This window comes from Delftia sp. WSY_22 (assembly GCF_043104185.1).
GTDB classification, from domain to species: Bacteria; Pseudomonadota; Gammaproteobacteria; order Burkholderiales; family Burkholderiaceae_C; genus Comamonas; species Comamonas tsuruhatensis.
In genome coordinates this window covers 99,301-125,846 of sequence record NZ_JBICKN010000053.1, presented here as the reverse complement: position 1 = coordinate 125,846, position 26,546 = coordinate 99,301, and the positions used below count along the sequence as shown (strand labels likewise).

Here is a 26,546-nt window from a genome sequence, read left to right as displayed (position 1 = left end):
GATGTCGCCCCGCGCCTGAAGACGCTCAAGGTGGCCGAGCCCGCCAAGCGCGGCGCTGGCGTGAAGGTGCCCGATGTGGCGACCCTGGTCAGCAAGCTCAAGAACGAAGCCAAGGTCATCTAAAGGAATTCGCAGACATGACATCCCTCGTTATTGCAGAACACGACAACGCTTCCATCAAGAGCGCCACGCTGAACACCGTCACTGCGGCCCTGGCCTGCGGCGGCGACGTGCATGTGCTGGTGGCGGGCGAGAATGCCGGCGCCGCTGCGCAGGCTGCGGCCCAGATCGCTGGCGTGTCCAAGGTCATCCACGCCGATGGCGCCAGCCTGAAGGACGGCCTGGCCGAGAACATCGCAGCGCAAGTGCTGGCGATTGCTTCGAACTACAGCCACATCCTGTTCCCCGCCACCGCCAGCGGCAAGAACGCCGCGCCGCGCGTGGCCGCCAAGCTGGACGTGGCCCAGATCAGCGACATCACCAAGGTGGACAGCGCCGACACGTTCGAGCGCCCCATCTACGCCGGCAACGCCATTGCCACGGTGCAAAGCAGCGACAAGATCAAGGTCATCACCGTGCGCGGCACGGGCTTTGACGCAGCGGCCACCACGGGCGGCAGCGCCCAGGTGGAGCAGCTGGCGGCCGCTGGCGACAGCGGCAAGAGCAGCTTCGTGGGCCGTGAAGTGACCAAGAGCGACCGCCCCGAGCTGACGGCTGCCAAGATCATCGTCTCCGGCGGCCGCGCGCTGGGCAGCAGCGAGAAGTTCAACGAGGTCATGACCCCGCTGGCCGACAAGCTGGGTGCCGCCATCGGTGCCAGCCGCGCAGCGGTGGACGCAGGCTATGCGCCCAATGACCTGCAGGTCGGCCAGACCGGCAAGATCGTGGCGCCCCAGCTGTACATTGCGGCCGGTATTTCCGGCGCCATCCAGCACTTGGCCGGCATGAAGGACTCCAAGGTGATCGTGGCGATCAACAAGGATCCCGAGGCACCGATCTTCTCGGTGGCCGACTACGGCCTGGAGGCCGACCTGTTCCAGGCCGTGCCCGAGCTGGTGCAGGCGCTGTAAGCGACCAAAGCTGAAAAATGAGGGGCACAAGGCCCCTCTTTTTCCGTCACGGATGCCGGGATGGCCCGCTGGTCATGGTTCGCGGCAACGACTACAACAACGGCTTTGGCCGCCAGCGGGTGCTGGCAATGGCATGAACCGAGAGGGAGATTGAAATGAAGATGATGCGCTTGCGCCTGGCCCGCACGGCCGTGGCCTTTGTCTGTGGCGCCATGGCGCTGGCCGCCGAGGCCAATGCCTGGGTGGTGGGGCAGGTGGCACCCATGTCGGGAGCCGGCGCGACGCAGGGCCGGGCCTATGCCCAGGGCATGCGCCTGTACTTTGACCAGATCAACAAGGCCGGCGGCGTGCAGGGCCAGCCCGTGCAACTGGTCACGGTGGACGATGTGGGCCACCCCGATGAAACCGTGGACAAGACCCGCAAGCTGCTGGACGAGTCCAAGCCCGTGGTGCTGGCCGGCTACTTCGGCAACCGCAACATGGCTTCGCTGCTGGACAGCAAGCTGCTCGACCAGTCCCAGATCTCCCTGGTGGGTTACCAGAGCACGGACACGCGTGTGCTGAGCCATCCCCAGATCTTCAGCACCCGCGCCAACCTGCCCGAGGAAATGGCCAAGATCGCCTCGCACCTGGCCACCGTGGGCATCACGCGCCTGGCCCTGCTGCATGACGAGCGCCCGGATGCCAAGGCCGTGGCGGAACTCGTGGACAAGGCGATTGCGCCTTCCAAGGCCAAGCTGGTGGTCAGCGCCTCGCTGAGCACGGGCAAGGGTGCCATGGACAAGGCCGTGTCCCAGTTGCAAAAGGCCCAGCCTTCGGCGCAGGCCGTGATGGTGGTGGCCTCCAGCCCCGTGACCTCGGCCTTCGTCGAGGCGTACCGCATGGCGGGCGGCACGGCCCAGATCTACGCGACATCGGAAGCCGATATCGAGCAACTGGCCAAGCGCCTGCCCGTGGAGTTCATGAGCGGCCTGTCCATTGCCCAGGTCGTGCCCAGTCCCTACAAGGTGACCATGCGCCTGAACAAGGAGTTCAGGGACGCGGCCACCGCTGCCGGCAAGTCGCTGACCGTGCCGGTCAGCTACGCCATGATGGAAGGCTATGTGAACGCCCGCGTCATCGTGGAGGCCATGCGCCGCACCCAGCCGCTGACGCGCGAGAAGCTGGCCGCTTCGCTGCGCGGCCTGGACGCCTTCGATCTGGGCGGCTACTGGGTTACCTATAGTCCGGGCTCGCAGGCGGGCTCGAAATTCGTGGATTTGTCCATCGTCAACGCATCGGGCCGCGTCACGCAATAACGCAGCAAAGCAGTAGTGCCGTGGCGGCGCGCCCGCTGTCCCAGGTCGCCGCGCGCTGCGCGCCGGCGGTCCAGGCTCTGTTCAGGAAGGTTCAACAATGACTTACTCGGCTCCCCTCAAAGACATGCTGTTCGCCATGGAGCATCTGGCGCAGATCGACCAGGTGGCGCAGTTGCCCGGTTTCGAGGAGGCTGGCCTGGAGACGGCCCAGGCCGTGCTGGAGGAATGCGCCAAGCTGTGCGAAGGCGTGGTGGCGCCGCTGAACCTGCCGGGCGACGTGGCGCCTTCCAGCCTCAAGGACGGCGTGGTCACCACCACGGCGGGCTTCAAGCAGGCCTTTCGCCAGTACGCCGAAGGCGGCTGGCAGGGCCTGCAGCATCCGCAGGATTTTGGCGGCCAGGGCCTGCCCAAGACGATTGGCGCGGCCTGCGTGGAAATGCTCAACAGCGCCAACCTGAGCTTTGCGCTGTGCCCGCTCCTGACCGACGGCGCCATCGAGGCCCTGCTGACGGCGGGCAGCGATGAGCTCAAGGCCACCTATCTCGAGAAGCTGGTGACCGGCGAGTGGACCGGCACCATGAACCTGACCGAGCCCCAGGCCGGCTCCGACCTGGCCCTGGTGCGCACCAAGGCCGATCCGCAGCCCGATGGCAGCTACAAGGTCTTCGGCACCAAGATCTTCATCACCTATGGCGAGCACGACATGGCCGAGAACATCGTCCATCTGGTGCTGGCCCGCGTGGCCGGGGCGCCCGAGGGCGTCAAGGGCATCAGCCTGTTCGTGGTGCCCAAGTTCCTGGTCAACAAGGATGGATCGCTGGGCGCGCGCAACGATGTGCACTGCGTGAGCATCGAGCACAAGATGGGGATCAAGGCCTCGCCCACGGCCGTGCTGCAGTACGGCGACAACGGGGGCGCCATCGGTTACCTGGTGGGCGAGGAAAACCGCGGCCTCGAATACATGTTCATCATGATGAACGCGGCCCGCTACGCCGTGGGCGTGCAGGGCATTGCCGTGGCCGAGCGCTCCTACCAGCACGCCGTGGCCTATGCCCGCGAGCGCGTGCAAAGCCGCCCCGTGGACGGCAGTGTGAAGGCCAGCGCCACCATCATCCACCACCCCGATGTGCGCCGCATGCTCATGACCATGCGTGCCTACACCGAGGGCTGCCGCGCCATGGCGGCCACGGCCGCCGCGGCCTACGACGCATCCCATCACCATGCCGACGCCCAGGTGCGCGAGGCCAATGCGGCCTTCTATGAATTCATGGTTCCCCTGGTCAAGGGCTACAGCACCGAGATGAGTCTGGAAGTCACCAGCCTGGGCGTTCAGGTGCACGGCGGCATGGGCTTCATCGAGGAGACGGGCGCCGCCCAGTACTACCGCGACGCCAAGATCCTGACCATCTACGAAGGCACGACCGCCATCCAGGCCAATGACCTGGTGGGCCGCAAGACGGCGCGCGATGGCGGCCAGACCGCGCTGGCCATCGCGGGCCAGATCGAGAAGACCGAGGCCGAGCTGGCCGCCAGCGGCACGCCCGAGGCACTGGCCGTGGCCCGCCAGCTGGCCGCCGCGCGCCAGGCCTTCGTGGAGGCGGTGCACTTCGTCTCGGGCCAGGCCAAGGCCGAGCCCAATGCCGTGTACGCCGGCAGCGTTCCCTACCTGATGCTGGCGGGCAACCTGGTGGCAGGCTGGCAGATGGGCCGCGCCCTGCTGGTGGCCGAGCAGCTGTTGCACAAGGGACAGGACGAGGCCTTCATGCGCGCGAAGATTGCGACGGCGCGCTTTTATGCCGAGCACATCCTCGTCAAGGCGGCGGGCCTGCGCGATGCCATCGTGCACGGCGCAGGCAGCGTGATGGCACTGCCCATGGACGCCTTCTGACCCGGCGCTCCCGCAAGGCACAACGCAGACAGAGATACCGAGAACCAACGGAGACAACGCATGTCCAAGCTTCCCCCGGCGCTGAAGAAACTGGCCCTGCCAGTGATCGGCTCGCCGCTGTTCATCATCAGCAACCCCAAGCTCGTGATCGCCCAGTGCCAGGCCGGCATCGTGGGTTCCATGCCCGCGCTCAACGCGCGCCCGGCCGAGCAGCTCGAAGACTGGCTGGCCGAGATCACCGAGACCCTGGCCGCCTGGGACAAGGCCCATCCGGACCGGCCCTCGGCGCCGTTCGCCATCAACCAGATCGTGCACAAGAGCAATGACCGGCTCGAGCACGACATGCAGATGTGCGCCAAGTACAAGGTGCCCATCGTCATCACCAGCCTGGGTGCGCGCGAGGACGTGAACCAGGCCGTGCACAGCTGGGGCGGCGTGGTGCTGCACGACATCATCAACAACAAGTTCGCGCACAAGGCCATCGAAAAGGGGGCCGACGGCCTGATCGCCGTGGCGGCGGGCGCGGGAGGCCATGCGGGTGTCAAGAGCCCGTTCGCGCTGATCCAGGAGATCCGCGAATGGTTCGACGGCCCCGTGGCGCTGTCGGGCTCCATCGCCTCGGGCGGTGCCATCCTCGCGGCCCAGGCCATGGGTGCGGACTTCGCCTATATCGGCTCGGCCTTCATCGCCACGCATGAGGCGCGTGCGCACGACGCCTACAAGCAGGCCATCGTGGACGGCACCTCCGACGACATCGTCTACAGCAACCTGTTCACGGGCGTGCACGGCAACTACCTGGCGCCGTCCATCCGCGCGGCTGGCCTGGACCCCGACAACCTGCCCGAGTCGGACCCCAGCAAGATGAACTTCGGCGGCGACGCCAAGAAGGCCTGGAAGGACATCTGGGGCTGCGGCCAGGGCATTGGCGCCATTCGCGAAGTCACGGGTGCGGGCGAGCTGGTGGAGCGTCTCAAGCGCGAATACAACCAGGCGCGCGACCGCCTGCTGTCCACCCCGTAAGGTCGGGGAGCCCAGGACGGGCTCTACTCCTACCCTGCCAGACGGCGCCTTCGGGCGCCGTTTTCTTTGGGTATTACCCACGCTGTGCGGGTCCGGTTCTCGAAGTTGTTTGCGCAGAACCCCTTGCGCACGCTTGACTGCTTCACTCGGCTTCCCCCTACGAGCGACTTGCCTGGAGCAAGTTTGTTTAGAATTCTTTGCGTAATTTCAGTAAATACTGAAATTACAGAATAAATGAACAAACCTTGTACCCCGTCATTGCCTGAGTTCCACCAGCTGGCGCGTCGTCCGATGGCGGGTACGGGGCGCCTGGTGCTGGCCTCGCTGCTATGGCTGCCCCAGGCGCTGCTGCTGGCGCTGGCCGTGCAGTCCATGGCCGATGGCGCGGGCGCGGGCGTGGAGCCGCTGTGGCCACTGTGGCAGCTTGCGGCCGGCGTGGCACTGCTGGGCGGGTTGCGCGCCTGGTGCGATGCCAGCGGCACGCGCCGCGCCAATCTGCAGGCGCGCAGCCTGGTGAGCGCGCTGCGCGCGCAGGTGCTGCGCACGCTGGCGGGCACCTCGCCGCTGGACCGCCAGCGCGCGGCCTCGGGCCAGGCGGCCAGCGCCATGGCCGAGCAGGCCGAGGCCATCGTGCCCTGGCTGTCGCGCTACCAGACCGCCATGTGGCGCGTGCGCACCGTGCCGCTGGTGATTGCGCTGGCCGTGGCCAGCCAGAGCTGGGTGGTGGCGCTGATCCTGGTGGTGGCCGCACCGCTGATCCCGCTGTTCATGGCCATCGTCGGCTGGCGCGCCAAGGCGGCCAGCCAGGCGCAGATGGTGGAGCTGGGCGGCATGAACGCCTTCCTGCTCGACCGGCTGCGCGGCCTGTCCACCCTGCGCGCCCTGGGCGCGGTGGATGCCACGGCGCAGCGGCTGCGCGCCAATGCCGAATCCCTGCGCGAACGCAGCATGCGCGTGCTGCGCATCGCCTTTCTGTCCTCTGCGGTGCTGGAGCTGTTCTCGGCCCTGGGCGTGGCCATGGTGGCCGTCTACGTGGGCTTTCACCTGCTGGGCCATCTGCCCTTTGGCAGCTGGGGCCAGACACTGAGCCTGGGCCAGGCGCTGTTCGTGCTGCTGCTGGCGCCCAGCTTCTTCGATCCCCTGCGTGAGCTGTCTGCCGTCTGGCACGACCGCGCCAGCGGCGAGGCTGCGCTGCAGGCCCTGGGCGAGCTGGGCCGCGATGCGCAGCCGCTGCCCGGCGCACTGGCTGCGCCCGGCAGGGCGGCCGGCCAGGCCTGCGCCCTGCACCTGGAGCAGGTGCGGCCCCAGGTGCCAGGCGGCGCGGTCACGCTGCCGGCGCTCACGGTGGACGTGCGGGCTGGCGAGCATGTGGCGCTGTGGAGCCCCAGCGGCAGCGGCAAGTCGCTGCTGCTGGCGCAGATTGCCGGCCTGCTGCCGGTGGCCGAGCCTGGGCGCATCCATATCGACGGACAGCTGCTCGACGGCGAATCGGCCGGCCGGCTGCGCGCGCGCATGGCCTGGATGGGGCAGAGCCCCCATGTGTTCGCCGGCTCGGTGGCCGAAAACCTCCGGCTGGGCCGCCCGGGATTCACCTTCGGCGAACTGCGCCAGGCCTTGCGGCTGGCCGGTCTGGGCAAGCTGGCCGAGGCCCGTGCCGGCGCCACGCTGGGCGAGGGCGGAGCCGGCCTGTCGGGCGGGGAGATCGTGCGCCTGGCCCTGGCGCGCCTGGCCCTGTCGCGCGATGCAGGCCTGCTGCTGGTCGATGAACCCACGGCCCACCTGGACCCGGCCACGGCCGCCCAGGTCACCGATGCCCTGCTGCAACTGGCGCGCGGGCGCACGCTGATCGTCGCCACCCACGATGCCGAGCTGGCCGCCGCCATGCACCGCGTGGTGGAGCTGGCGGGCCATGCCGCCCCGCAGGAGCTGGCCGCATGAAGCCCCGCTCCACCCTCTGGCCCGTGCTTGCCGCCCTGGCGCGCATGGCGCCCCGCCGCCTGTGGCTGGGCGGCGCGCTGCTGGCCCTGCTCACGGTGCTCATGGGCATGGCGCTGCTGGGCCTGTCGGGCTGGTTCATCACGGCCACGGCGCTGGCCGGGCTGCTGCCGGCCACGGCCATCGTTTTCGACGTCTTCATGCCCTCGGCCGGCATCCGCCTGCTGGCCCTGGGCCGCACGGGCACGCGCTATGCCGAACGGCTGGTCACCCATGACGCCACCCTGGCCGTGCTGGCCGCCCTGCGCGAGCGGCTGCTGCGCAGCTGGGCCACGCCCGCCGCCGCCCTGAGCCTGCGCCTGCGGCCCGCGCGCCTGCTGCAGCGGCTGACGGCCGACGTGGATGCGCTGGACAGCCTGTACCTGCGCCTGTTCGTGCCCTTGCTGGCCGCCACGGGTGCCACGCTGGTGGCCGCCCTGGCGCTGGGCCTGATGCGCTGGTGGCTGGGCCTGGCCTTGGCTGCGTGGCTGCTGGCCACGGGCCTGGGCAGCGCCCTGTGGCTGGCCCGCAGTGCGCGCCGGCCCGCCGTGCGCCGCGCGCTGGCGCTGGAGTCCCTGCGCGCCCGCACGGCCGACCTGGTGGCCGGGCAGGCGGAGCTGGCCATGGCCGGCACCCTGGCCGCGCATTGCGAACGCATTGCCGCCCTGGACGCCCGCGTGGCCGAGGCCGACGCCGCACTCCACGGCCTGGAGGCCCGAACCTCCTTCGTGCAGGGCCTGTGCGGCGCCCTGGCCCTGGCCGGTGTGCTGCTGGGCGTGGGCTGGCTGGCCGAGGCCGGCCTGCTGGGCGCCCCCGTGGCCGCGCTGGCCCTGTTGCTGGCGCTGACGGCCATGGAGCCCTTTGCCGCATTGCGCCGTGGCGCGCTGGAGGCCGGCCGCAGCTGGCTGGCCGCGCGCCGGCTGGCGCCTGCCCTGCGCGACGGCGCTGCGCAAGGCGCCTGCGAACCGGCTGCGCCCGGGCAGGGCTTGGCGGTTGAGCTGGAGCAGGTCGTGGCACCCCGTGCCGCCGTGCTGGCCCAGGACATCCGTATCGCCGAAGGCGAACGTGTCGCCCTGCTGGGCGCCAGCGGCGCGGGCAAGACCACGCTGCTGTCCCTGATGGCCGGCGAGCTCCAGCCGCTGGCCGGCGCCGTGCGTGCCCGGCGCTGCACCTGGATGACGCAGCGCACCGAACTGTTCGAGGACAGCCTGCGCGACAACCTTTTGCTTGCCTGCCCCCAGGCCGCCGAGGACACGCTGTGGGCGGCGCTGGAAGTCGCCGGGCTGGCCGGCGATGTGCGCGCCATGGCGCAGGGCCTGGACACGCGGCTGGGCGAGGGCGGGCTGGGCCTGTCCGGCGGCCAGGCACGGCGCCTGGCGCTGGCGCGGCTGCTGCTGAGCCCCGCGCGCTGCTGGCTGCTGGACGAAGTGACCGAGGGCCTGGATGCACGCACGGCCGCCGACCTGCTGGTGCGGCTGGACAGCGCAGCCCGGGGCCGCACCCTGGTGCTGGCCACCCACAAGCTGCGGGAGGCGCAACTGGCCGACCGGCTGCTGTGGGTGGAGCAGGGCCGCGTGGTGTCCGAGGCGCTGCGCGGCACACCGCCGTTCGAGGCGGCCCTGGCGCGCCTGCGACAGGACGGCTGATCAAGGATTTCACCAAGTACCCCGAGAGAAAGGATCTCACCATGGACCTCGACATCGTCGATCTATCGCGGCTGCAGTTCGCGGTAACGGCGCTCTACCACTTCCTGTTCGTGCCGCTGACCATCGGCCTGGCCGTGATCATCGCCATCATGGAGACCGTCTTCGTGATGACGGGCCGCACCATCTGGCGCGACATGACGAAGTTCTGGGGCACGTTGTTCGGCATCAACTTCGCCATGGGCGTGGCCACGGGCATCGTGATGGAGTTCCAGTTCGGCATGAACTGGAGCTACTACAGCCACTACGTGGGCGACATCTTCGGCGCGCCGCTGGCCATCGAGGGGCTGATGGCCTTCTTCCTCGAAGCCACCTTCGTGGGCCTGTTCTTCTTCGGCTGGGACCGCCTGAGCAAGGTGGGGCATCTGGTGACCACCTGGTGCGTGGCCCTGGGCTCGAACTTCTCGGCGCTGTGGATCCTGATCGCCAACGGCTGGATGCAAAACCCCGTGGGCGCGGCGTTCAACCCGCAGACCATGCGCATGGAGGTCACCGACTTCTTCGCGGTGCTGACCAACCCCGTGGCCCAGGCCAAGTTCGTGCACACGGTCTCGGCAGGCTACGTGACGGCGGCCATCTTCGTGCTGGGCGTTTCGGCCTGGTATCTGCTCAAGGGCCGGCACATCCAGCTGGCGCGCCGCTCCATGACGGTGGCCACCTCGTTCGGCCTGGCCGCCGCGCTGTCGGTGGTGGTGCTGGGCGATGAAAGCGGCTACCTGTCCTCGGAGCACCAGAAGATGAAGCTGGCCGCCATCGAGGCCATGTGGGATACCGAGCCCGCACCGGCGGCCTTCACGGCCTTCGGCTTCCCCGACAAGGCCGCACGCGAGACGCACTACGCCGTGCACATTCCCTGGGTCATGGGCCTGATCGGCACGCGCTCGCTGACCACCGAGATCCCCGGCATCAACGATCTGGTCCAGCGCACCGAGCAGTACATTCGCAACGGCATCGAGGCCTATGGCGCGCTGGAGGCCATCCGCGCCGCCGGCCCCACGGGCCAGGTGCCGGCCGAGGCCAAGGCCGTCTTCGAGGACAAGGGCGGGCAACTGGGCTACGCGCTGCTGCTCAAGCGCTACGTGGACGACCCGCGCCAGGCCACGGACGCGCAGATCGCCCAGGCCGCCTGGGACACCGTGCCGGCCGTGGGGCCGCTGTTCTGGGCCTTCCGCATCATGGTGGGGCTGGGCATGTTCTTCATCGCGCTCACGGCGGCCTTCTTCTGGCTGTCGGTGCGGCGCAGGCTGGACGCCCATCCGTGGATGCTCAAGCTGGCCGTGATCGCCATTCCCCTGCCCTGGATCGCGGCCGAGTGCGGCTGGATCGTGGCCGAGGTGGGCCGCCAGCCCTGGATCATCGAAGGCGTGCTGCCCACGGCGCTGGCCGTCTCCAACCTGGGCGCGGGCACGCTGCTGCTGACGATTGCAGGCTTCATCGCCATCTACTCCGTGCTCTTCGTCATCGAGATGAAGCTCATGGTGAAGGCCATCCGCAAGGGACCGCAGGAGGAAAGCGCACCGCACCTGACCACCTACTTCCCTCTGATGCAAAAACTCGCCCGCGGGCAATGACCAAGGGAGATTGTCACCATGATTCTTCACGAACTGATCAGCTACGACGTCCTGCGCCTGCTGTGGTGGGGCCTGCTGGGCGTGCTGCTCATCGCCTTTGCCGTCACCGATGGCTTTGACCTGGGCGCTGCCGCGCTGCTGCCGCTGGCGGCCAGGACCGACGTGGAGCGCCGCGTCGTCATCAACTCTCTGGGCCCGGTCTGGGAAGGCAACCAGGTCTGGCTCATCCTGGGCGGCGGCGCCATCTTTGCGGCCTGGCCGCAGCTGTATGCCGTGTCGTTCTCGGGCTTTTACCTGGCCATGTTCGCGGCGCTGGTGGCGCTGATCCTGCGGCCCGTGGCCTTCAAGTTCCGCAGCAAGCGCGAGGAGCCGGCCTGGCGCGCGCGCTGGGATGCCGTGCTGTGCATGGCCGGCGTGGTGCCCGCGCTGATCTTCGGCGTGGCCCTTGGCAATGTGCTGCAGGGCGTGCCCTTCCGCCTGGCGCCCGACATGCGCATCTACTACGAGGGCACGTTCTTCGGCCTGCTCAACCCGTTTGCGCTGCTGGCCGGCCTGGTCTCGCTGTGCATGCTGCTCATGCATGGTGCGTCCTGGCTGGTGTTCAAGACTGAGGGCGATGTGGCCGCGCGCGCGCGCCGCCTCGGCATGGTGGCTGCCGTCGCCACCACGGTGCTGTTCGCGGCGGCTGGCGTGTGGCTGGCCGCGCTCAATGGCTACCGCATCACCAGCGAGATCAACACCACCGGACCGTCCAACCCGCTGTTCAAGACGGCTGCGCTGCAGGCGGGCGCCTGGTTTGCCAACTACCAGGCCCGGCCCGTGCTCTGGGCCGTGCCGGCCATCGGCCTGCTGATGCCGCTGCTGGCGGCGCTGGGCCTGTGGCTGCGCCGCGAGTGGCTGGCCCTGCTGTCCAGCGGCCTGGGCATTGCCGGCATCATCGCCAGCGTGGGGGCGTCCATGTTCCCGTTCATCCTGCCCTCGTCGCTGAACCCGCAGCACAGCCTCACGGTCTGGGACTCTTCGTCCAGCCATGTGACGCTGTTCATCATGCTGGTGTGCGCGCTGATCTTCGTGCCCCTCATCGTGGCCTACACCAGCTGGGTCTACAGCGTGCTGCGCGGCAAGGTCGACCCGATGGCCATCATCGAGGGCCGCGGCCACTCGTACTGATCCACCGAATCAAGAAACGACAGTCAACGTCAAGAAAGGACACAACACCATGTGGTACTTCGCCTGGTTGCTCGGCCTGCCGCTGGCGGCCGCCTTCGCGGTGCTCAATGCGATGTGGTACGAACTGATGGACGACGAGGCCACGCGCCGCGAACTCCTGGCCCGGGAGAAATAAAGCTCCCCCTGAGGCGCTTCGCGCCTTCCCCCTCTCTCTTCGGGAGGGGGACGACACCCTCGCTGCGGGGGCGGCCCTTGCTCGGTGTTCCTCGCTTTGGGCTACGCCAGTTTTTGCACGCGCTTACCGCCAATGAAACATTGCTGTAAACACAATGAGCTCCCTCGGGAGCTCATTTTTGTACGCAGGCTTGCCAGGTTCAATCGTCGGTGTCGTCCGCCTTGGCGCGGCCCTTGCCGCCCGTGATGCGGTCCTTCAGGTCCAGCAGCCGCGTCACGGCCGTGCCCATGCCCATGAGCTGCATGGCGGTCTCGGGCGACAGGCGCTGCACGTCGTCGAACCAGTTCATGAGCCGGTCGATCAGCTCGTACATGTCGCGCATGCGCTGCTGGGCGTAGCGTTCCTCTTCGGTGGTGACTTCCTCCAGCATGGCGGCGCGCAGCATGGACTGGGTGGGCTCGATCTCGCGGCGGCGGCGTTCCTCGGCCAGGCGGCGGAAGATTTCCCAGACATCCTGCGGCGCCTCGAAATACTCGCGCCGGTCGCCGGGCTGGTGGCGCAATTGCACCAGGCGCCAGGCCTGCAATTCCTTGAGCCCCATGCTCACGTTGGAGCGCGAGAACTCCAGCGTCTCGGCGATCTGGTCGGCATTGAGCGGCTCGGGCGAAAGAAACAGCAGAGCGTAGATCTGGCCTACCGTGCGGTTGATGCCCCAGCGGCTGCCCATCTCGCCGAAGTGCGAGACGAACTGCCGGTTCAACGCCGGAAGAGGTTTGGGTTGCGTCATGGCATGCATTGTGCCTTCGCGTGCCGGCATGTCCTGTGCGGCTTGGAAAGCGGTGCGTCAGCTTTCTGCAAGACGCGGTCAAAAGGCGCACAATGGCGCCTTTGCGGGCTTGCGGCCAGGCGGCCCGGGCCCAGCGCCTCCCGCTTCCCGACCCGTTCGCAGATTGCAGATTGCCCCATGTCCCACGCTAGCCGCAGTGCGCTGATCGACTGCACCAAGGGCCTGGCCTGTGCCGCCATCGTCTGGCACCACCTGGCCTTCTACGGCCCCATGTCCGATATCGCCCATCCGGCTGCGCCGGACCTCATCGACTGGCTCTATGAATATGCGCGCATGGCCGTGCAGATCTTTCTGGTGCTGGGCGGCTACCTGGCGGCAGCCAGCATGGCGCCGCAAGGCCACGGCCAGCACAGCGATCCGTGGTCGCGCATCGGGCGCCGCTTCGTGCGCCTGGTCGTGCCCTATGCCGTGGCCCTGGTCGTGGCCGTCGTCGTCTCGGCGGCCGTGCGGCCCTGGTTCGACCATGCCTCGGTGTCGGGCGAGCCCGATCTCTGGCAGCTGGTGGCGCATGCGCTACTGCTGCAGAACATCGTGGGCGAGGAGTCGCTGTCCGCCGGCGTCTGGTACGTGTCCATCGACTTCCAGCTGTTTGCGCTGACGGCGCTGCTGCTGGCCGGCACGCGCTGGGGCGGCGCCTTGCTGCGCCGCCGCTTTGGCGGCGACGCCCTGTCACGCTGCTGGCCCTGGGCGCTGAGCGTGGCGCAGGCGCTGGTGGTGATCGGCGTGGCGGCCTCGCTGCTGGGCTTCAATCTGGATGCGCAATGGGACGTCTGGGCGCCGTACTTCTTTGGCGCCTACGGCCTGGGCATGCTGGCCTACTGGGCCGCGCATGCGGACAAGTCCTCGACGGCCTGGAGCTGGTCCCTGCTGATCGTGGCCCTGGTCGTGGCGGCGCTGGCACTGGAGTGGCGCGACCGCATCGCACTGGCCGGTGCCACGGCGCTGGCCCTGGTCGCGGCCATGCGCAGCCCCGCGTTTGCCCAGGCACAAGGCTGGGCGCCGCTGCGCCGGCTGGGCAAGATTTCGTACTCGGTGTTTCTCGTGCACTTCTCGGTCTGCCTGCTGGTCAACGCCGTGGAAAGCCATTTCTGGCCGCAGTCCATTCCCGCCGCCCTGCTGGGCATGTGCACGGCCTTTGTGCTGTCGATTGCGGCCGGCCATCTGCTGTACGAGCGCGTGGAGCGCCACGTTCCCAGCTGGCACATGGCGTTGCGCTGGCAGGCCGGCCTGGTGGGCACCGGCCTGATCGCGGCATTTGTGGCGGGCCTGCGCTGAGGTGCGGTGCGTCAGTCCACAAACAACAAAGGCAGCCGGTGGGCTGCCTTTTTCGCTTCACGCCGGTCGGCGTTCAACGGTGCAGCTCGCCTGCGCTTTCCGGCTGGAACTCGATGGCATCCACGCGCACGGTGACCTGGCCCGAGGGGCCGGGCATGCGGGACTGGTCGCCCACGCTCAGGCCCAGCAGGGCAATGCCCACGGGCGCGAACACCGACACCTTGTCGGCGCTGCCATCCATCTCCTTGGGATAGACCAAGGTCAGCGTATTGGTCTTGCCCGACTCCAGCAGCGTGAAGCGCACCGTGGAATTCATGGTCACCACGTTGGGCGGCATTTCCTTGGGCTCGAGCACGTCGGCACGGTCCAGCTCGGCCTCGAGCGCCTCGCGGCCGGGAAAGGCGGGTTGCTTGTCCAGCAGGGCCTCGATGCGTTCCAGGTCCAGGGACGAAAGAATGATGTGGGGCTTGCGCTCCATGGTGTTGGCTCCCTTGTGTGCTTGCGCCGTGGCTGCAGTGAAGGGCAGCGGCGCCCAAACGGACAAAAGCCCGGGCAACGCGGTTGTCCGGGCCAAGGCATCTTCAGAAAAGAGAAAAGCACCAAGTTGGTGCGATAAGGCCATTGTGCAGGCCCGTGCGCGTTCTGCCAAGCGAACCCGCACGGTGCGGTGCGGATTGGCGCGGGCACTTGCCAAGCCGGCAAAACCCACTTCGCAACCGCAGGCATGCGGGGAGTGCTTGTTGGTATGACTGTATTTTTATACAGTTGCTTCATGCTTTCCAGTCCTCCCACGCCTCATCACGACACGGCCCGGGTGCCCCTGCACGCCATCAAGGGCCGGGGCGCAGCCAGCCAACTGGCACACCGCTTCACCACCGATCCGCGCGAGGCGTTTGACGACGGCTGGGGCAGTCTTGAGGCGCCTGCCGAAGGCGAAGAGGCCGCTGCGCTGCGCACCGAACTGCGCTGGGAGCAGGCCCGCTCGGCGCTGAGCCGCCACCAGTCGCCCGACCTGCCGTTTCACATGGGGCTCAATCCCTACCGGGGCTGCGAGCATGGCTGCATCTATTGCTATGCCCGGCCCACGCACAGCTACCTGGGCTGGTCGCCGGGGCTGGACTTCGAGACCCGGCTCATCGCCAAGCAGAACCTGCCCGAGCTGCTGCGCGCCGAGCTGTCGCGCGCCAGCCATGTGGCCGCGCCCGTGATGCTGGGCTCGGTCACCGACTGCTACCAGCCCGTGGAGCGCGAACTGGGGCTGACGCGCCGCCTGATCGAAGTGCTGGCCGAGGCGCGCCACCCGTTTTCCATCGTCACCAAGGGCAGCGGGGTGGAGCGTGACCTGGACCTGCTGGCCCCGCTGGCGCGCCAGGGCCTGGCCTCGGTGCACATCACGCTGACCACGCTGGATGCCGACCTGGCCCGCCACCTGGAGCCGCGCGCCGCCGCGCCGCACCGCCGGCTGCGCAGCATCCGCGCGCTGACCGAGGCGGGCGTGCCCGTGGGCGTGAGCCTGGCACCGCAGATTCCCTTCATCAACGAAGACCTGGAGAAGGTGCTGGAGGCGGCCGCCGACGCAGGCGCGCGCCACGCCTTCTATGCCGTGCTGCGCCTGCCCTGGGAAGTGGCGCCGCTGTTCGAGCAATGGCTGCAGGTGCACTACCCCGACCGCGCCCGCCGCGTGATGGAGCGCGTGCGCGACCTGCACGGCATCCAGGGCGAGCAGCGCGAGGCCGGCCGCGTGTACAACGCCGAGTTCGGCCAGCGCATGAAAGGTACTGGCCACTGGGCCGAGCTGCTGCGCCAGCGCTTCGCCCTGGCCTGCCGTCGGTACGGATTCAACCGCGAGCCGCTGCGGCTCGATTGCAGCCTCTACCACCCGTCGCTGCTGCTGCCGCAGCGCAGTCTGTTCTGAGAGCGGACCGGCAGGCTCAAACCGCCTCCAGAAACGACCTCACCAGCAGGCTGTCGCTGCGCTCGCGCATGCAATAGACATAGGTGGTGGTGCTGGCCGGGTCGCCCGCGATGCGCAGCGGGCGAAAGCGCGGGTCGGGGATGAATTCGGCTTCGGACACGGCGCCCAGTCCCAGGCCGCGCGCCACGGCTTCGCGTATGGCTTCGCGGCTGCCGATCTCCAGTTCGGTGCGCGGCTGCACGCCGGCGGCCTGCAGCACCGATTCCAGCGCGGTGCGCGTGGTCGAGCCGTGCTCGCGCAGCAGCAGAGGCTGGCCCTGCAGTTCGGACAGCGCGATTTCGCTGCGCCGCGCGAAGGGATGGGCGACATGGGCGAACAGGATGATGGCGTGGCGCGCGTACTCGCGCGCCAGCAGCTCCGGGCGGTCGTAGAGGCCGGCGAGCACGGCCACGTCGGTGTCGTAGCGTTCCAGGTCGGCCAGCACCTGCTGCGAGTTGCCCATGCGGATGGACAGCTGCATGCCCGGGTGCCGTGCGCGGTAGGCGGCCACCATTTCGATCACATGGAAGGGCCCCACGGCGCCGATCTTGAGCTCGCCCTGGTGCAACTGCCCCGAGTCGCGCAGGAAGAATTCGGCCTCGGCCTCCAGCGCCATGATTTTCTGCGCCATGGGCAGCAGTCTGGCGCCTGCGCCCGTGAGCGTCATGCGGTAGCCGCGGCGGTGGAACAGCTCGATCTGGCTTTGGCGCTCCAGCGTGGCGATCTGGGTGGAGATGGTGGGCTGGCTCACGCCCAGTGCGCGGGCGGCGGCGCTGAGGCTGCCATGGTGGGCGACGGCGATGAAGGCGCGGTAGCGGGCGTTGCTCACGAAAGTCGGTATCTCAAGGTTTTGTCTATGGATGCTGTCAAAACTGATTCTGAAACTTTCACATGGCAGAAATATGTCGCTCCTAGCATTCAGCCATACCCACCCGCCTGGCGATTTGACCGGCGATTCACGGATCCACCGATCCGCCGATGTGCCTGACCTGATGCAAAGGAACGCTCCCATGAAGATGAACCGCAAGACCTGGCTGCGCCATGCCGGCGCCGTGCTGGCCCTGGCCGCCACCGCCTCCACCGCTACCACTGCCGCCTTTGCCCAGAGCGCCGAGCTGCGCGTGGGCCTGATCCCCTCGGAGGACGCGCAGGCCATGATCCGCGCCAGCCAGCAGGTCATGGACCAGCTGGCCACCCGCACCGGCATGAAGGTGCGGCCCTTCGTGGCCAATGACTACAACGGCGTGATCGAGGCGCTGCGCTCCAACAAGATCGACATCGCCTTCCTCGGCCCGTTCTCGTACGTGCTGGCCAACCAGGTGGCCGGCGCCGAGGCCTTTGCCGTGGCCGTGACCAAGAAGACGGGCAAGAGCGCGTACCACAGCATGGTGATCTCCCGCAAGGACAAGGGCCCGGCCAGCGTGGCCGATCTCAAGGGCCGCAGCTTTGCCTTTGTGGACCCGACCTCGGCGTCGGGCCACCTGTTTCCCAAGGCGGGTTTGATGGCCGAGGGCTTCGATGCGGACAAGGGCTTTTCGCGCGTGATCTTCTCGGGCTCGCACGACGCCAGCATCATGGCCGTGGCCAACGGCAAGGTGGATGCGGCGGCCGTGGCCGACCGCATCTTCGACTCTGCCGTGAACAAGGGCCTGGTCAAGCGCGAGGACTTCCAGATCGTCTGGCGCTCCCAGCCCATCCCCGAGTCGCCCATGACCTGGCGCAAGAACCTGGACGCCGGCACCAAGCAGAAGGTGGCTGCGGCCCTGGCCGAGGTCAAGGACCTGCCCTGGGGTGACCAGGGCGTGCTCGACGGCTTCGCGGCCACGGATGACAAGGCCTACGACGTGGTGCGCCAGACGGCCAAGGCGCTCAAGCTCGACCTGGGAAGCATGAAATGATCCGCATCCGCCAATTGCGCAAGAGCTATGGCAGCAACCATGTGCTGCATGGCATCGACCTGGATGTGCAGCCCGGCGAGTTCGTCGTCATGCTGGGCCTGTCGGGGGCCGGCAAGTCCACGCTGCTGCGCTGCATGAACGGCCTGGCCCGCGCCGACAGCGGCACGCTGGAGGTGGGCGGCATGGACCTGATGCTGGGCGGCGGCAGGCACAGCCGGCGCGAGCTGGCTCGCCACGTGGCCATGGTCTTCCAGCACCACAACCTGGTGCCGCGCCTGTCGGTGCGCAAGAACGTGCTGACCGGGCGCCTGGGCCAGACCGGCACCCTGGCCTCGGTGCTGCAGCTGTTCCGCGAAAGCGATATCCGCCTGGCCGACCAGTGCCTGGAGCGCGTGGGCCTGGCCCACAAGGCGCTGGAGCGCACCGAGGCGCTGTCGGGCGGGCAGATGCAGCGCGTGGGCATTGCCCGCGCGCTGGCCCAGCAGCCCCAGGTCATCCTGGCCGACGAGCCCGTGGCCAGCCTGGACCCCAAGACCGCGCGCAGCGTGCTGCAGTACCTGCGTGATGCCACGCGCGAGCTGGGCATTGCCGTGGTCTGCAACCTGCACCAGGTGGACTACGCGCGGGAGTTCGGCGACCGCGTGCTGGGCCTGGCCCAGGGCCGCATGGTCTATGACGGATCGCCGCAGGCGCTGGACGAGGCCGCGCTGCAGGCCATCTACCATGCGCAGCCCACTGCAGGGCAGGGCGCAGAACCGGACACACTACCGGGCACGCAGGCCATAGGGCCTGCCGGCCTGCATGCGCAGGCGCCGGTGCCTGCCTCGTGGATGCGGGCCAGCGCGCCCGCAGGAGGACTGTGATGACCAGCGCCAATTCCTGGAGCCCCGAGCCGCGCGACCGCTGGCAATGGACCGCGCCGCGCCCCCACGGCACCCTGGGCTGGACAGGCTATGCGGCTGCGGCCCTGGCCATCGCCTGGGTGCTGCACTGGAGCGCGGGCGGCGCGCAGATGAGCTGGGGCGAACTGGCGGCAGGCATGCCCCAGATCGCAGACTTCGTGGCGCGCTCCGTGCCGCCGGACTGGAGCATGCTGCCGCGCCTGATGGCGCCCGCGCTGGAGACGGTGCAGATCGCCATCTGGGGCACGCTGCTGTCCGTGGTGCTGGCGCTGCCGCTGTCCTTCATCGCCGCCAGCAACCTGCATGGCTGGCACTGGCTGCGGCGCATCACGCGTCAGTTCCTGAACGTGGTGCGCAGCATCAACGAGCTGATCCTGGCGCTGGTCTTTGTCTCGGCCGTGGGCCTGGGGCCGTTTCCCGGCGTGCTGGCCCTGGCCCTGCATGGCATGGGCATGCTGGGCAAGTTCTTCGCCGAGAGCATCGAAGAGATCGACGACGGCCCGCTGCAGGCCCTGCGCAGCGCAGGCGCCACGCAATTGCAGCTCATCGTCTTCGGCGTGATACCGCAGGCCATCACGGCCTGGATCGCGGTCGTGCTCTACCGCTTCGAGGTCAACCTGCGCTCGGCCACGGTGCTGGGCATGGTGGGCGCGGGCGGGCTGGGGTTCGAGCTGGTCGGCAGCCTCAAGCTGTTCCGCTACCAGGAGACGGCCACCTGCATCGTGGTCATCACCGTGATGGTGATCGCTGCCGATCTCGTCTCCCACTGGCTGCGCAGCCGCATCCAGCAGGGCACCCGCCATTGAGGGTAGCGCTTTTTTCGGCGCCCCTGTTTCATTCAAAGGACCGATTTGTGTGGACCTATCACAACCCCGTTGCCATCCATGCCGGCCCCGGCCGCCTGGACCGCCTGCCCGAGCTGCTGGCCGGGCGCGACTGCCTGCTGGTGACGTTTCCCGAGGCCGAATCCCTGGGCCTGGTGCAGCAGCTGCGCCAACGGCTGGGCAGCCAGCTGCGCGGCGTGGTGGACGGCATTGCGCCCAATCCCGATGTGCAGTGGCTGGCCCCGCTGTATGACCGCGTGCACCGCGAATACGCCGAGGTCCCGTGCATCGTGGCCCTGGGCGGCGGCAGCGCCATCGACTCGGCCAAGGCGCTGATGTGCGCCACGCCCACGCGGCGTTTCGGCGAGCTGCTGCAGGCCCTGGAGCAGGGGCTGGCCCTGCCGGCCGCAGGCCACAAGGCGCTGATCGCCATTCCCACCACGGCCGGCACGGGCAGCGAGGTCACGCCCTGGGCCACGATCTGGGACCAGGCCGCTGGCCGCAAGCACTCGCTGCACCAGCACTGGACCTGGCCCGAGGCCGCCATCATCGACGCGCAGCTCATGCAAAGCCTGCCGGCCGGCGCCACGCTGGCCTCGGGGCTGGATGCGCTGTCGCATGCGCTGGAGTCCATCTGGAACCGGCACCGCAATCCCGTCTCCACCACCTTGGCCGTGGGCGCCGCGCGCCGCACCCTGGCCACGCTGCCCGCGCTGATGCAGGACCTGGGCAGCCTGCCGCTGCGAAGCCGCATGGCCGAGGCCGCCTTGATGGCCGGCCTGGCCTTCTCCAACACCCGCACGGCGCTGGCGCATTCGCTGTCCTACGACATCACGCTGCGCCATGGCGTGGCCCACGGCATTGCCTGCTCGTTCAGCCTGCCGCTGGTGCTGGAGATGGCCCTGGGCGCCGACGACGAGGCCGACGCGGCCCTGCTGTCCATCTTCGATGCCGCCACGGGCGAGTTGGCCGTGCAGCGCCTGCGCAACTTCCTCGAAGGCCTGGGCGTGGCCACCGATCCCGCCCACTACGGCGTGCCTGGGGATGAGTGGCAGCAGCTGCTGCAGTCGGCCGCATCCGGCCCGCGCGGGCGCAATTTCATCCGCACGCTGGAATGAACAGGCGCGTGCGGCCCTCTTCTGTTTGAACCTCTTTCCTAGTCAAAAAGCACCATGAACCACACCACCGCCTCCACCGCCGCCGCCGCCGATCTGTCGCCGCTGCAGGCCGTCATCTTCGACTGGGCCGGCACCCTGGTCGATTTCGGCTCGCTGGCACCCACGCAGATCTTTGTCGAGGCTTTTGCCAGCTTCGGCATCACCATCACCCTGGCCCAGGCGCGCGGCCCCATGGGCCTGTCCAAGTGGCAGCACATCCACGAGTTGCTGCAGGACGAGGGCATCCGCGCGCAATGGCACAAGGCCTTCGGCCAGCAGCCTGGCGACGCCGACGTGGATGCCATCTACGCCCGCTTCATGCCCATGCAGATCGCCAAGGTGGGCGAGTTCTCGGCACCCATCGAAGGCGCGCCTGAATTGCTGGGCTGGCTGCGCGCGCAGGGCCTGAAGGTGGGCTCGTGCTCGGGCTATCCGCGTGAAGTCCTGAACCAGCTGCTGCCCCAGGCAGCGGCCAACGGCCTGGCTCCCGACCATGTGGTGGCCGGCGATGAAATGGCCGCAGGCGGCCGCCCCGGCCCCTTCATGGCGCTGGCCAATGTGCTGGCGCTGGGCATCGGCGACGTGCGTGCCTGCGTGAAGGTGGACGACACCGTGCCCGGCATCGAGGAAGGCCGCAACGCCGGCATGTGGACCGTGGGCCTGACCCTGTCCGGCAACGAAGTCGGCTACTCCCCCGCCGAACTGGCCGCCGCCCCCGCCGAAGAAGTGCGCGAACGCATGGCCTGCGCCGAAGCCAAGCTGCGCGCAGCCGGCGCCCACCACGTGATCGCCAGCGTGAAGGAGCTGCCGCAGGTTCTGGAGCGTATTGCGCAGGACATGCGCGCGGGGCGCATGCCTGGATGAGATGAGCCCGTTCTATTTTTTGCCTTGCGCCTAATCTTTGAAACTGGCGCGACCAAAAAACAGGGACGCCGAGCAAGAGCCGCCTCGCGGCGATGGCGTCGTCCCCCTCCCGCGAAGCGAGAGAGGGGGAAGGCGCGAAGCGCCTCAGGGGGTACTCAACTGCTCTGCATGATGGCGCAGATGGTCATCAATGAAGCTCTGGATGAAGTAGTAGCCGTGGTCGTAGCCCCCGTGGCGGCGCAGCGTCAGCGGCTGGCCGGCCTGGGCGCAGGCGGCCTCGAAGGCTTCGGGCAGCAGCTGCTTTTCGATCAGGAACTTGTCGGCCAGGCCCTGGTCCACGAGGATGCCGGCCGGGTAGGGCGCCTGGGTCTGGGCGGCCATCAGGCAGCTGGCGTCATGCGCTTCCCAGGCCTTGCGGTCATCGCCCAGATAGCCTGAGAAGGCCTTCTGGCCCCAGGGGCAGTTGACGGGGTTGGCGATGGGCGCGAACGCCGACAGGCTCTTGAAGCGGCCCGGATGGCGCAGCGCCAGCGTGAGCGCGCCGTGGCCGCCCATGGAGTGGCCGAAGATGCCCAGCCGCTGCGCGTCGATGGGCAGGCGCGCGGCGATCAGCGGCAGCAGCTCGCCCAGCAGATAGCTTTCCATGCGCCAGTGCAGTGCCCAGGGCCTGGTGGTGGCGTCCAGGTAGAAGCCCGCGCCCACGCCGAAGTCCCAGGCATCGGCCTCGCCGGGCAGCCCTGCGCCGCGCGGGCTGGTGTCGGGCGCGATCAGCGCAATGCCCAGCTCGGCGGCCAAGCGCTGGGCGCCGGCCTTGGTCATGAAGGTCTCTTCGGTGCAGGTCAGCCCGGCCAGGTAGAGCACGGCGGGCACCTTCTCGCCGGCCACGGCCTTGGGCGGCAGGAAGACCGAGAACTTCATGTTCAGGCCGATCTCGGCGGAGAAATGCTCGTAGAAACGCTGTGCGCCGCCGAAGCAGGCATGGGCGTTCTTGAGTTCCAGGGGCGGCAGTGCGGACATGGTGTTCCTCAAAAAGAAAAATGCTACGGGCACCTTCGCAAGCGGTGCGTGCAGCATTCAAAGATGGGAGTTGATACGCTATACACGGTCAACGGCCCATGAAACTGGCGCTGCCCAGGCGAGGGCGCCGTCCCCCTCCCTCGCGTAGCGAGTAGAGAGGCGCCGTGCAACGGGGGAGGGCGCGCAGCGCCTCAGGGGAGCTTCAGTACACGACGACGGAGCGGATGGACTTGCCTTCGTGCATCAGGTCAAAAGCCTCGTTGATCTCCGGCAGGCCCATGGTGTGCGTGACGAAGGGGGCCAGCTGGATCTCGCCGCTCATGGCCTGCTCGACCATGCCGGGCAGCTCGCTGCGGCCCTTGACGCCGCCGAAGGCCGTGCCCAGCCACTTGCGGCCCGTCACCAGCTGGAAGGGGCGTGTGGAGATTTCCTGGCCCGCGCCAGCCACGCCGATGATGACCGACTGGCCCCAGCCGCGGTGCGCGCATTCCAGGGCGGCACGCATCACGTTGACGTTGCCGATGCATTCGAAGCTGTGGTCCACGCCCCAGCCCGTCATCTCGACGATGACCTGCTGGATGGGCTTGTCGAAATCCTTGGGATTCACGCAGTCGGTGGCGCCGAAGGTGCGGGCCAGGTCGAACTTGGAGGGGTTGGTGTCCACGGCGATGATGCGGCCGGCCTTGGCCAGCTTGGCGCCCTGGATCACGGCCAGCCCGATGCCGCCCAGGCCGAACACGGCCACGGTGTCGCCTTCCTGGACCTTGGCGGTGTTCTTGACGGCACCCAGGCCCGTGGTCACGCCGCAGCCCAGCAGGCAGACCTGCTCGGGGTTGGCATCGGGGTGGATCTTGGCCAGCGAGACTTCGGCGACCACGGTGTATTCGCTGAAGGTGGAGCAGCCCATGTAGTGGTAGATGGGCTCGCCGTTGTACGAAAAGCGCGTGGTGCCGTCGGGCATCACGCCCTTGCCCTGGGTGGCGCGCACGGAAACGCACAGGTTGGTCTTGCCGCTCTTGCAGAACAGGCATTCGCCGCATTCGGCGGTGTACAGCGGGATCACGTGGTCGCCGGGCTTGACGCTGGTCACGCCTTCGCCGACCTCGACGACGATGCCCGCGCCTTCATGGCCGAGCACGGCGGGGAAGATGCCTTCCGGGTCGTCGCCCGACAGCGTGAACGCGTCGGTGTGGCAGACGCCGGTGTGGGTGATCTTGATCAGGACCTCGCCCTTCTTCGGGGGGGCCACGTCGATCTCGACGATCTGCAGGGGTTCTCCAGCCTTGAAGGCGACGGCGGCTTTGGATTTCATGGGCGTGTCTTTCTGTCGGGGTGGCTCAGGAGCGGCAGTGCGCGCGCTCCGCGAAGCCTTGAATGTAGGCCATGGCCGCGCGGACCGGCCGCATCATGGCCGCAGCCTCAGGTGATATGTCCGAATCTGAGGGGTGTGGCCGGCGTCGGCCGGGCCTGCAGGCCGTGGGTGCTTGCGTCTTTTCGTATAGTCCGCCCCATTCTTTCCACCCTGACCGCCTCCGAGCCCGCCGTTTCCCATGGACCACCGCCACGCCAGCGCCCACCGCATCGATCTTGTCGTCTACCCCGGCTTCAAGGCGCTGGAGGCCATAGGACCCATGTCGGTGTTCGACTATGCCAACGTGCACCTGCGCGCGCGCGGCCAGAGCGACGGCTACGAGGTGCGCGTGGTCTCGCAGCGGCAAGGGCCCGTGCGCTCGGACACGCTGATGTCGCTGGAGGCCACCCACACGCTGGCCGGGCTGGAGGCTGCAGGCATGGGCTGCACCGTGGTCGTCGTGGGCTCGCGCCATATCGAGCAGGTGCTGGGCGGCTCGGCCGAGCTGGTCGCCTGGCTGGGCCGCGTGGCGCCACGCGTGCAGCGGCTGATTGCGCTGTGCTCGGGCAGCTTCTTCCTGGCCGAGGCGGGCTTGCTGGACGGCCGGCGCGCGGCCACGCACTGGAGCGTGACGGCGCAACTGGCCCAGCGCCATCCGCGCGTGCAGGTCGATGCCGATGCCATCTACCTGCGCGAGGAGATCCGCGATGGCGAAGGCAGCCGCCAGCTGTGGACCTCGGCCGGCGTGACGGCCGGCATCGACCTGGCGCTGGCTGTGGTGGAAGAGGATTTCGGCCACGCGCTGGCGCTGGAGGTGGCGCGTGACCTGGTCATGTACCTCAAGCGTCCCGGTGGCCAGTCGCAGTTCAGCGTGCCGCTGGCGGCCCAGGCCGCGCAGCACGGCGGCGTGCAGGCCGTGCAGCAGTGGGTGATGGCCCATCTGGCCGAGCCTCTGACCCTTGCGCAGATGGCCGAGCAGGCGCACATGAGCGAGCGGCACCTGCGCCGCGTGTTCCAGCAGGAAACCGGGCAAAGCCCCACGGCCTTTGTGGAGAGCGCGCGGCTGGAGGCGGCCAAGCAACTGCTGGAAAGCCAGGCCCATCTGCCGCTCAAGACCGTGGCCGCGCGCGTGGGCCTGGGCTCGGAGCAGGCGCTGCGCCACCTGTTCGTGCGCCACCTGGGCATCACGCCCGTGGCGTACCGGGATCGCTTTGGCGGGCGCGGCGGCGCGGGCTGAGCGGATCGGCCTGGAGAGCTCAGCCTCTTTTGGCTGCTGCCTCGGCAGCCTGCGCTGCGCGCAGCTTGTCTTTTTTGCTGGGGCGGCGGCCCTTGATGCCGCCATTGCCGTCCTGCGCCACCGGGGGCGGCGGCACGGGCTCGGTGGGCTCGAAGCCCGGCAACTGCTCCAGTTCAAGGTCCAGCTGGTTGCGCTTGCAGATCAGCGCCCAGTGCGCCTGGTCGGCCGGCGTCACGAAGCTGATGGCCGTGCCGTCCTCGCCCGCCCGGCCCGTGCGGCCGATGCGGTGCACATAGTCGGTGGCCGAGCGCGGCAGGTCGTAGTTGACGACCAGGGGCAGCTGGGTGATATCGATGCCGCGCGCCGCCAGGTCGGTGGTGATCATCACCTGCCAGCGCCTGGCCTTGAAGTCGGCCAGCGCTTCCTTGCGTGCGCCCTGGCTCAGGTCGCCATGGAAGGCCGTGGCGAAGATGCCGGCCTTGTAGAGCTTTTCCGCCACCAGTTCGGCCGTGTGCCGCGTGGCCACGAAGACCAGGGCGCGCTCCAGCGTGGCGGGGTCGGTGCCGGGCGCCGTCTCCCCCTGTACCAGCGTGCGCAGCAGCTGGGTGCGGCGCGCACGGTCCACGGCAATGGCGCGCTGGGCAATGCTCTGGGGGCTGGCGGCATCCTGGCCTTCGGCGGCATCGACGCGGGCCTGAACGGGATCGTGCAGCAGGTCTGTGGCCAGCGATTGCACGGCATCGGGATAGGTGGCCGAGAACAGCAGGGTCTGGCGCTGCTTCGGCAGCAGGGCCAGCACGCGCTGCAGCTCGTCCTGGAAGCCCAGGTCCAGCAGGCGGTCGGCCTCGTCCAGCACCAGATGGCGCACGGCGGACAGGCGCACGGCGTTGTGCTCCACCAGGTCCAGCAGGCGGCCCGGCGTGGCCACCAGGAAGTCGGCACTGCCGCGCAGCATCATCATCTGCGGGTTGATGGACACGCCGCCATAGACCACGCCGATGCGCGGCGGCTGCCTGAGCGTGCGGCCCAGGTCGGACAGCGTCTCGCCCACCTGCTGGGCCAGCTCGCGCGTGGGTACCACGATCAGCGTGGTCAGCGTTCGCACAAAGCCGCCCTGGGCACCTTGGGCCTTGCCGCCATCCATCCAGCGCTGCAGCAGCGGCAGCAGGTAGGCGGCCGTCTTGCCCGAGCCCGTGGGCGCATAGGCCCAGAGGTCGCGGCCCGCAAGCACGGGGGCGATGGACTGGGTCTGTATGGGCGTGGGATCGACCAGGCCCAGGTCTTGGAGGCTGGAGACCAGCGCCGGGCTCAGGCCGAGGGAGGCAAAGTTCATGGTGTGCAGGAATGGCTG

Annotated in this window: 23 protein-coding genes and 1 pseudogene; 18 read left to right on the top strand and 6 right to left on the bottom strand. The window is 68.6% G+C overall.

The annotated features are described in order from the left end of the window. The 10 genes and pseudogenes from ACF8NF_RS23260 to cydX form a co-directional block, all read left to right on the top strand. Nucleotides 1-123, top strand: a pseudogene (locus ACF8NF_RS23260) (electron transfer flavoprotein subunit beta/FixA family protein); the annotation flags it as partial. Between the two features lie 14 nt (nucleotides 124-137). Beyond that, nucleotides 138-1,070, top strand: coding sequence for an electron transfer flavoprotein subunit alpha/FixB family protein (locus ACF8NF_RS23255; RefSeq protein WP_392451333.1), 933 nt, complete (start codon nucleotides 138-140; stop codon nucleotides 1,068-1,070). 155 nt (nucleotides 1,071-1,225) lie between these two features. Continuing rightward, nucleotides 1,226-2,368 carry an ABC transporter substrate-binding protein gene (locus ACF8NF_RS23250; protein WP_392451332.1) on the top strand — a complete coding sequence of 381 codons (1,143 nt, stop codon included), beginning with the start codon at nucleotides 1,226-1,228 and terminating at the stop codon, nucleotides 2,366-2,368. Nucleotides 2,369-2,465: 97 nt separating this feature from the next. Next, nucleotides 2,466-4,256 carry an acyl-CoA dehydrogenase gene (locus ACF8NF_RS23245; RefSeq protein WP_338497321.1) on the top strand — a complete coding sequence of 597 codons (1,791 nt, stop codon included), beginning with the start codon at nucleotides 2,466-2,468 and terminating at the stop codon, nucleotides 4,254-4,256. A 60-nt stretch (nucleotides 4,257-4,316) separates the two neighbouring features. Then, a complete protein-coding gene (locus tag ACF8NF_RS23240; RefSeq protein ID WP_012204314.1) occupies nucleotides 4,317-5,276 on the top strand; it encodes a nitronate monooxygenase family protein in 960 nt (319 codons plus the stop codon). 291 nt (nucleotides 5,277-5,567) lie between these two features. Beyond that, on the top strand, nucleotides 5,568-7,214 hold the full coding sequence (cydD, locus tag ACF8NF_RS23235; protein ID WP_016453936.1) for a thiol reductant ABC exporter subunit CydD: 1,647 nt from the start codon (nucleotides 5,568-5,570) through the stop codon (nucleotides 7,212-7,214). After that, nucleotides 7,211-8,896: an amino acid ABC transporter ATP-binding/permease protein gene (locus ACF8NF_RS23230; RefSeq protein WP_392451331.1), complete on the top strand. Its 1,686-nt coding sequence runs from the start codon at nucleotides 7,211-7,213 to the stop codon at nucleotides 8,894-8,896. The genes cydD and ACF8NF_RS23230 overlap by 4 nt, the downstream gene beginning before the upstream one ends. Nucleotides 8,897-8,937: 41 nt before the next feature. Beyond that, the gene (locus tag ACF8NF_RS23225) at nucleotides 8,938-10,524 is read left to right on the top strand and encodes a cytochrome ubiquinol oxidase subunit I (RefSeq protein ID WP_016450181.1); all 1,587 of its coding nucleotides are present in this window, start codon (nucleotides 8,938-8,940) and stop codon (nucleotides 10,522-10,524) included. Between the two features lie 18 nt (nucleotides 10,525-10,542). Further along, nucleotides 10,543-11,694, top strand: a complete 1,152-nt coding sequence (gene cydB, locus ACF8NF_RS23220) for a cytochrome d ubiquinol oxidase subunit II (protein ID WP_065347637.1) — start codon at nucleotides 10,543-10,545, stop codon at nucleotides 11,692-11,694. Nucleotides 11,695-11,743: 49 nt separating this feature from the next. Then, nucleotides 11,744-11,869 (top strand): cytochrome bd-I oxidase subunit CydX, encoded by a 126-nt coding sequence (gene cydX / locus ACF8NF_RS23215; protein ID WP_012204319.1) that lies wholly within the window; start codon nucleotides 11,744-11,746, stop codon nucleotides 11,867-11,869. Nucleotides 11,870-12,068: 199 nt separating this feature from the next. Here cydX and ACF8NF_RS23210 read toward each other — a convergent pair whose 3' ends face one another. After that, complete coding sequence (locus tag ACF8NF_RS23210) at nucleotides 12,069-12,665, bottom strand: GbsR/MarR family transcriptional regulator (RefSeq protein WP_026062606.1); 597 nt, start codon at nucleotides 12,663-12,665, stop codon at nucleotides 12,069-12,071. A gap of 168 nt (nucleotides 12,666-12,833) precedes the next feature. Between ACF8NF_RS23210 and ACF8NF_RS23205 the strand changes: the two genes are divergently transcribed. Next, nucleotides 12,834-13,991, top strand: a complete 1,158-nt coding sequence (locus tag ACF8NF_RS23205) for an acyltransferase family protein (protein WP_392451329.1) — start codon at nucleotides 12,834-12,836, stop codon at nucleotides 13,989-13,991. A gap of 73 nt (nucleotides 13,992-14,064) precedes the next feature. Here the strand turns inward: ACF8NF_RS23205 and rnk are convergent, their stop codons facing one another. After that, nucleotides 14,065-14,469 (bottom strand): nucleoside diphosphate kinase regulator, encoded by a 405-nt coding sequence (gene rnk, locus ACF8NF_RS23200; protein ID WP_026062607.1) that lies wholly within the window; start codon nucleotides 14,467-14,469, stop codon nucleotides 14,065-14,067. A gap of 294 nt (nucleotides 14,470-14,763) precedes the next feature. On the opposite strand from rnk, the gene ACF8NF_RS23195 reads away from it, so the two are divergent. Continuing rightward, the gene (locus tag ACF8NF_RS23195; protein WP_392451327.1) at nucleotides 14,764-15,906 is read left to right on the top strand and encodes a PA0069 family radical SAM protein; all 1,143 of its coding nucleotides are present in this window, start codon (nucleotides 14,764-14,766) and stop codon (nucleotides 15,904-15,906) included. A 16-nt stretch (nucleotides 15,907-15,922) separates the two neighbouring features. Here the strand turns inward: ACF8NF_RS23195 and ACF8NF_RS23190 are convergent, their stop codons facing one another. Further along, nucleotides 15,923-16,774, bottom strand: coding sequence for a LysR substrate-binding domain-containing protein (locus ACF8NF_RS23190; RefSeq protein ID WP_016450187.1), 852 nt, complete (start codon nucleotides 16,772-16,774; stop codon nucleotides 15,923-15,925). Between the two features lie 181 nt (nucleotides 16,775-16,955). On the opposite strand from ACF8NF_RS23190, the gene phnD reads away from it, so the two are divergent. The 5 genes from phnD to phnX are packed head-to-tail and all read left to right on the top strand — an operon-like array spanning nucleotide 16,956 to nucleotide 21,590. After that, nucleotides 16,956-17,843, top strand: coding sequence for a phosphonate ABC transporter substrate-binding protein (gene phnD, locus ACF8NF_RS23185; RefSeq protein ID WP_016450188.1), 888 nt, complete (start codon nucleotides 16,956-16,958; stop codon nucleotides 17,841-17,843). Beyond that, nucleotides 17,840-18,706 (top strand): phosphonate ABC transporter ATP-binding protein, encoded by an 867-nt coding sequence (phnC, locus tag ACF8NF_RS23180; RefSeq protein ID WP_151019449.1) that lies wholly within the window; start codon nucleotides 17,840-17,842, stop codon nucleotides 18,704-18,706. The genes phnD and phnC overlap by 4 nt, the downstream gene beginning before the upstream one ends. Continuing rightward, a complete protein-coding gene (phnE, locus tag ACF8NF_RS23175) occupies nucleotides 18,706-19,551 on the top strand; it encodes a phosphonate ABC transporter, permease protein PhnE (protein ID WP_074923096.1) in 846 nt (281 codons plus the stop codon). Before phnC ends, phnE begins: the two co-directional genes overlap by 1 nt. Nucleotides 19,552-19,598: 47 nt before the next feature. Then, entirely contained in the window at nucleotides 19,599-20,687 is a 1,089-nt protein-coding gene (psrA, locus tag ACF8NF_RS23170; protein ID WP_046240397.1) for an iron-containing alcohol dehydrogenase PsrA, read from the top strand. A 54-nt stretch (nucleotides 20,688-20,741) separates the two neighbouring features. Then, nucleotides 20,742-21,590 (top strand): phosphonoacetaldehyde hydrolase, encoded by an 849-nt coding sequence (phnX, locus tag ACF8NF_RS23165; RefSeq protein ID WP_392451326.1) that lies wholly within the window; start codon nucleotides 20,742-20,744, stop codon nucleotides 21,588-21,590. Nucleotides 21,591-21,734: 144 nt separating this feature from the next. Here phnX and fghA read toward each other — a convergent pair whose 3' ends face one another. Both fghA and ACF8NF_RS23155 read right to left on the bottom strand, forming a co-directional pair. Next, nucleotides 21,735-22,607, bottom strand: a complete 873-nt coding sequence (gene fghA, locus ACF8NF_RS23160) for an S-formylglutathione hydrolase (RefSeq protein WP_046240405.1) — start codon at nucleotides 22,605-22,607, stop codon at nucleotides 21,735-21,737. A gap of 202 nt (nucleotides 22,608-22,809) precedes the next feature. After that, entirely contained in the window at nucleotides 22,810-23,919 is a 1,110-nt protein-coding gene (locus ACF8NF_RS23155; RefSeq protein ID WP_012204334.1) for an S-(hydroxymethyl)glutathione dehydrogenase/class III alcohol dehydrogenase, read from the bottom strand. Nucleotides 23,920-24,157: 238 nt separating this feature from the next. Here ACF8NF_RS23155 and ACF8NF_RS23150 point away from each other — a divergent pair, with 238 nt between their 5' ends. Next, nucleotides 24,158-25,195 (top strand): GlxA family transcriptional regulator, encoded by a 1,038-nt coding sequence (locus ACF8NF_RS23150; protein ID WP_016450194.1) that lies wholly within the window; start codon nucleotides 24,158-24,160, stop codon nucleotides 25,193-25,195. A gap of 19 nt (nucleotides 25,196-25,214) precedes the next feature. Here ACF8NF_RS23150 and ACF8NF_RS23145 read toward each other — a convergent pair whose 3' ends face one another. After that, nucleotides 25,215-26,528, bottom strand: a complete 1,314-nt coding sequence (locus ACF8NF_RS23145; RefSeq protein WP_392451324.1) for a DEAD/DEAH box helicase — start codon at nucleotides 26,526-26,528, stop codon at nucleotides 25,215-25,217. Nucleotides 26,529-26,546 lie beyond the last annotated feature (18 nt).

Excerpts from the sequence above, each read along its gene's own strand:
- ACF8NF_RS23255 (WP_392451333.1), top strand. The coding sequence starts at position 138 with ATGACATCCCTCGTTATTGCAGAACACGACAACGCTTCCATCAAGAGC.
- ACF8NF_RS23250 (WP_392451332.1), top strand. The coding sequence starts at position 1,226 with ATGAAGATGATGCGCTTGCGCCTGGCCCGCACGGCCGTGGCCTTTGTC.
- ACF8NF_RS23245 (WP_338497321.1), top strand. The coding sequence starts at position 2,466 with ATGACTTACTCGGCTCCCCTCAAAGACATGCTGTTCGCCATGGAGCAT.
- ACF8NF_RS23240 (WP_012204314.1), top strand. The coding sequence starts at position 4,317 with ATGTCCAAGCTTCCCCCGGCGCTGAAGAAACTGGCCCTGCCAGTGATC.
- cydD (WP_016453936.1), top strand. The coding sequence starts at position 5,568 with ATGGCGGGTACGGGGCGCCTGGTGCTGGCCTCGCTGCTATGGCTGCCC.
- ACF8NF_RS23230 (WP_392451331.1), top strand. The coding sequence starts at position 7,211 with ATGAAGCCCCGCTCCACCCTCTGGCCCGTGCTTGCCGCCCTGGCGCGC.
- ACF8NF_RS23225 (WP_016450181.1), top strand. The coding sequence starts at position 8,938 with ATGGACCTCGACATCGTCGATCTATCGCGGCTGCAGTTCGCGGTAACG.
- cydB (WP_065347637.1), top strand. The coding sequence starts at position 10,543 with ATGATTCTTCACGAACTGATCAGCTACGACGTCCTGCGCCTGCTGTGG.
- cydX (WP_012204319.1), top strand. The coding sequence starts at position 11,744 with ATGTGGTACTTCGCCTGGTTGCTCGGCCTGCCGCTGGCGGCCGCCTTC.
- ACF8NF_RS23210 (WP_026062606.1), bottom strand. The coding sequence starts at position 12,665 with ATGCATGCCATGACGCAACCCAAACCTCTTCCGGCGTTGAACCGGCAG.
- ACF8NF_RS23205 (WP_392451329.1), top strand. The coding sequence starts at position 12,834 with ATGTCCCACGCTAGCCGCAGTGCGCTGATCGACTGCACCAAGGGCCTG.
- rnk (WP_026062607.1), bottom strand. The coding sequence starts at position 14,469 with ATGGAGCGCAAGCCCCACATCATTCTTTCGTCCCTGGACCTGGAACGC.
- ACF8NF_RS23195 (WP_392451327.1), top strand. The coding sequence starts at position 14,764 with ATGCTTTCCAGTCCTCCCACGCCTCATCACGACACGGCCCGGGTGCCC.
- phnD (WP_016450188.1), top strand. The coding sequence starts at position 16,956 with ATGAAGATGAACCGCAAGACCTGGCTGCGCCATGCCGGCGCCGTGCTG.
- phnC (WP_151019449.1), top strand. The coding sequence starts at position 17,840 with ATGATCCGCATCCGCCAATTGCGCAAGAGCTATGGCAGCAACCATGTG.
- phnE (WP_074923096.1), top strand. The coding sequence starts at position 18,706 with ATGACCAGCGCCAATTCCTGGAGCCCCGAGCCGCGCGACCGCTGGCAA.
- phnX (WP_392451326.1), top strand. The coding sequence starts at position 20,742 with ATGAACCACACCACCGCCTCCACCGCCGCCGCCGCCGATCTGTCGCCG.
- fghA (WP_046240405.1), bottom strand. The coding sequence starts at position 22,607 with ATGTCCGCACTGCCGCCCCTGGAACTCAAGAACGCCCATGCCTGCTTC.
- ACF8NF_RS23155 (WP_012204334.1), bottom strand. The coding sequence starts at position 23,919 with ATGAAATCCAAAGCCGCCGTCGCCTTCAAGGCTGGAGAACCCCTGCAG.
- ACF8NF_RS23150 (WP_016450194.1), top strand. The coding sequence starts at position 24,158 with ATGGACCACCGCCACGCCAGCGCCCACCGCATCGATCTTGTCGTCTAC.
- ACF8NF_RS23145 (WP_392451324.1), bottom strand. The coding sequence starts at position 26,528 with ATGAACTTTGCCTCCCTCGGCCTGAGCCCGGCGCTGGTCTCCAGCCTC.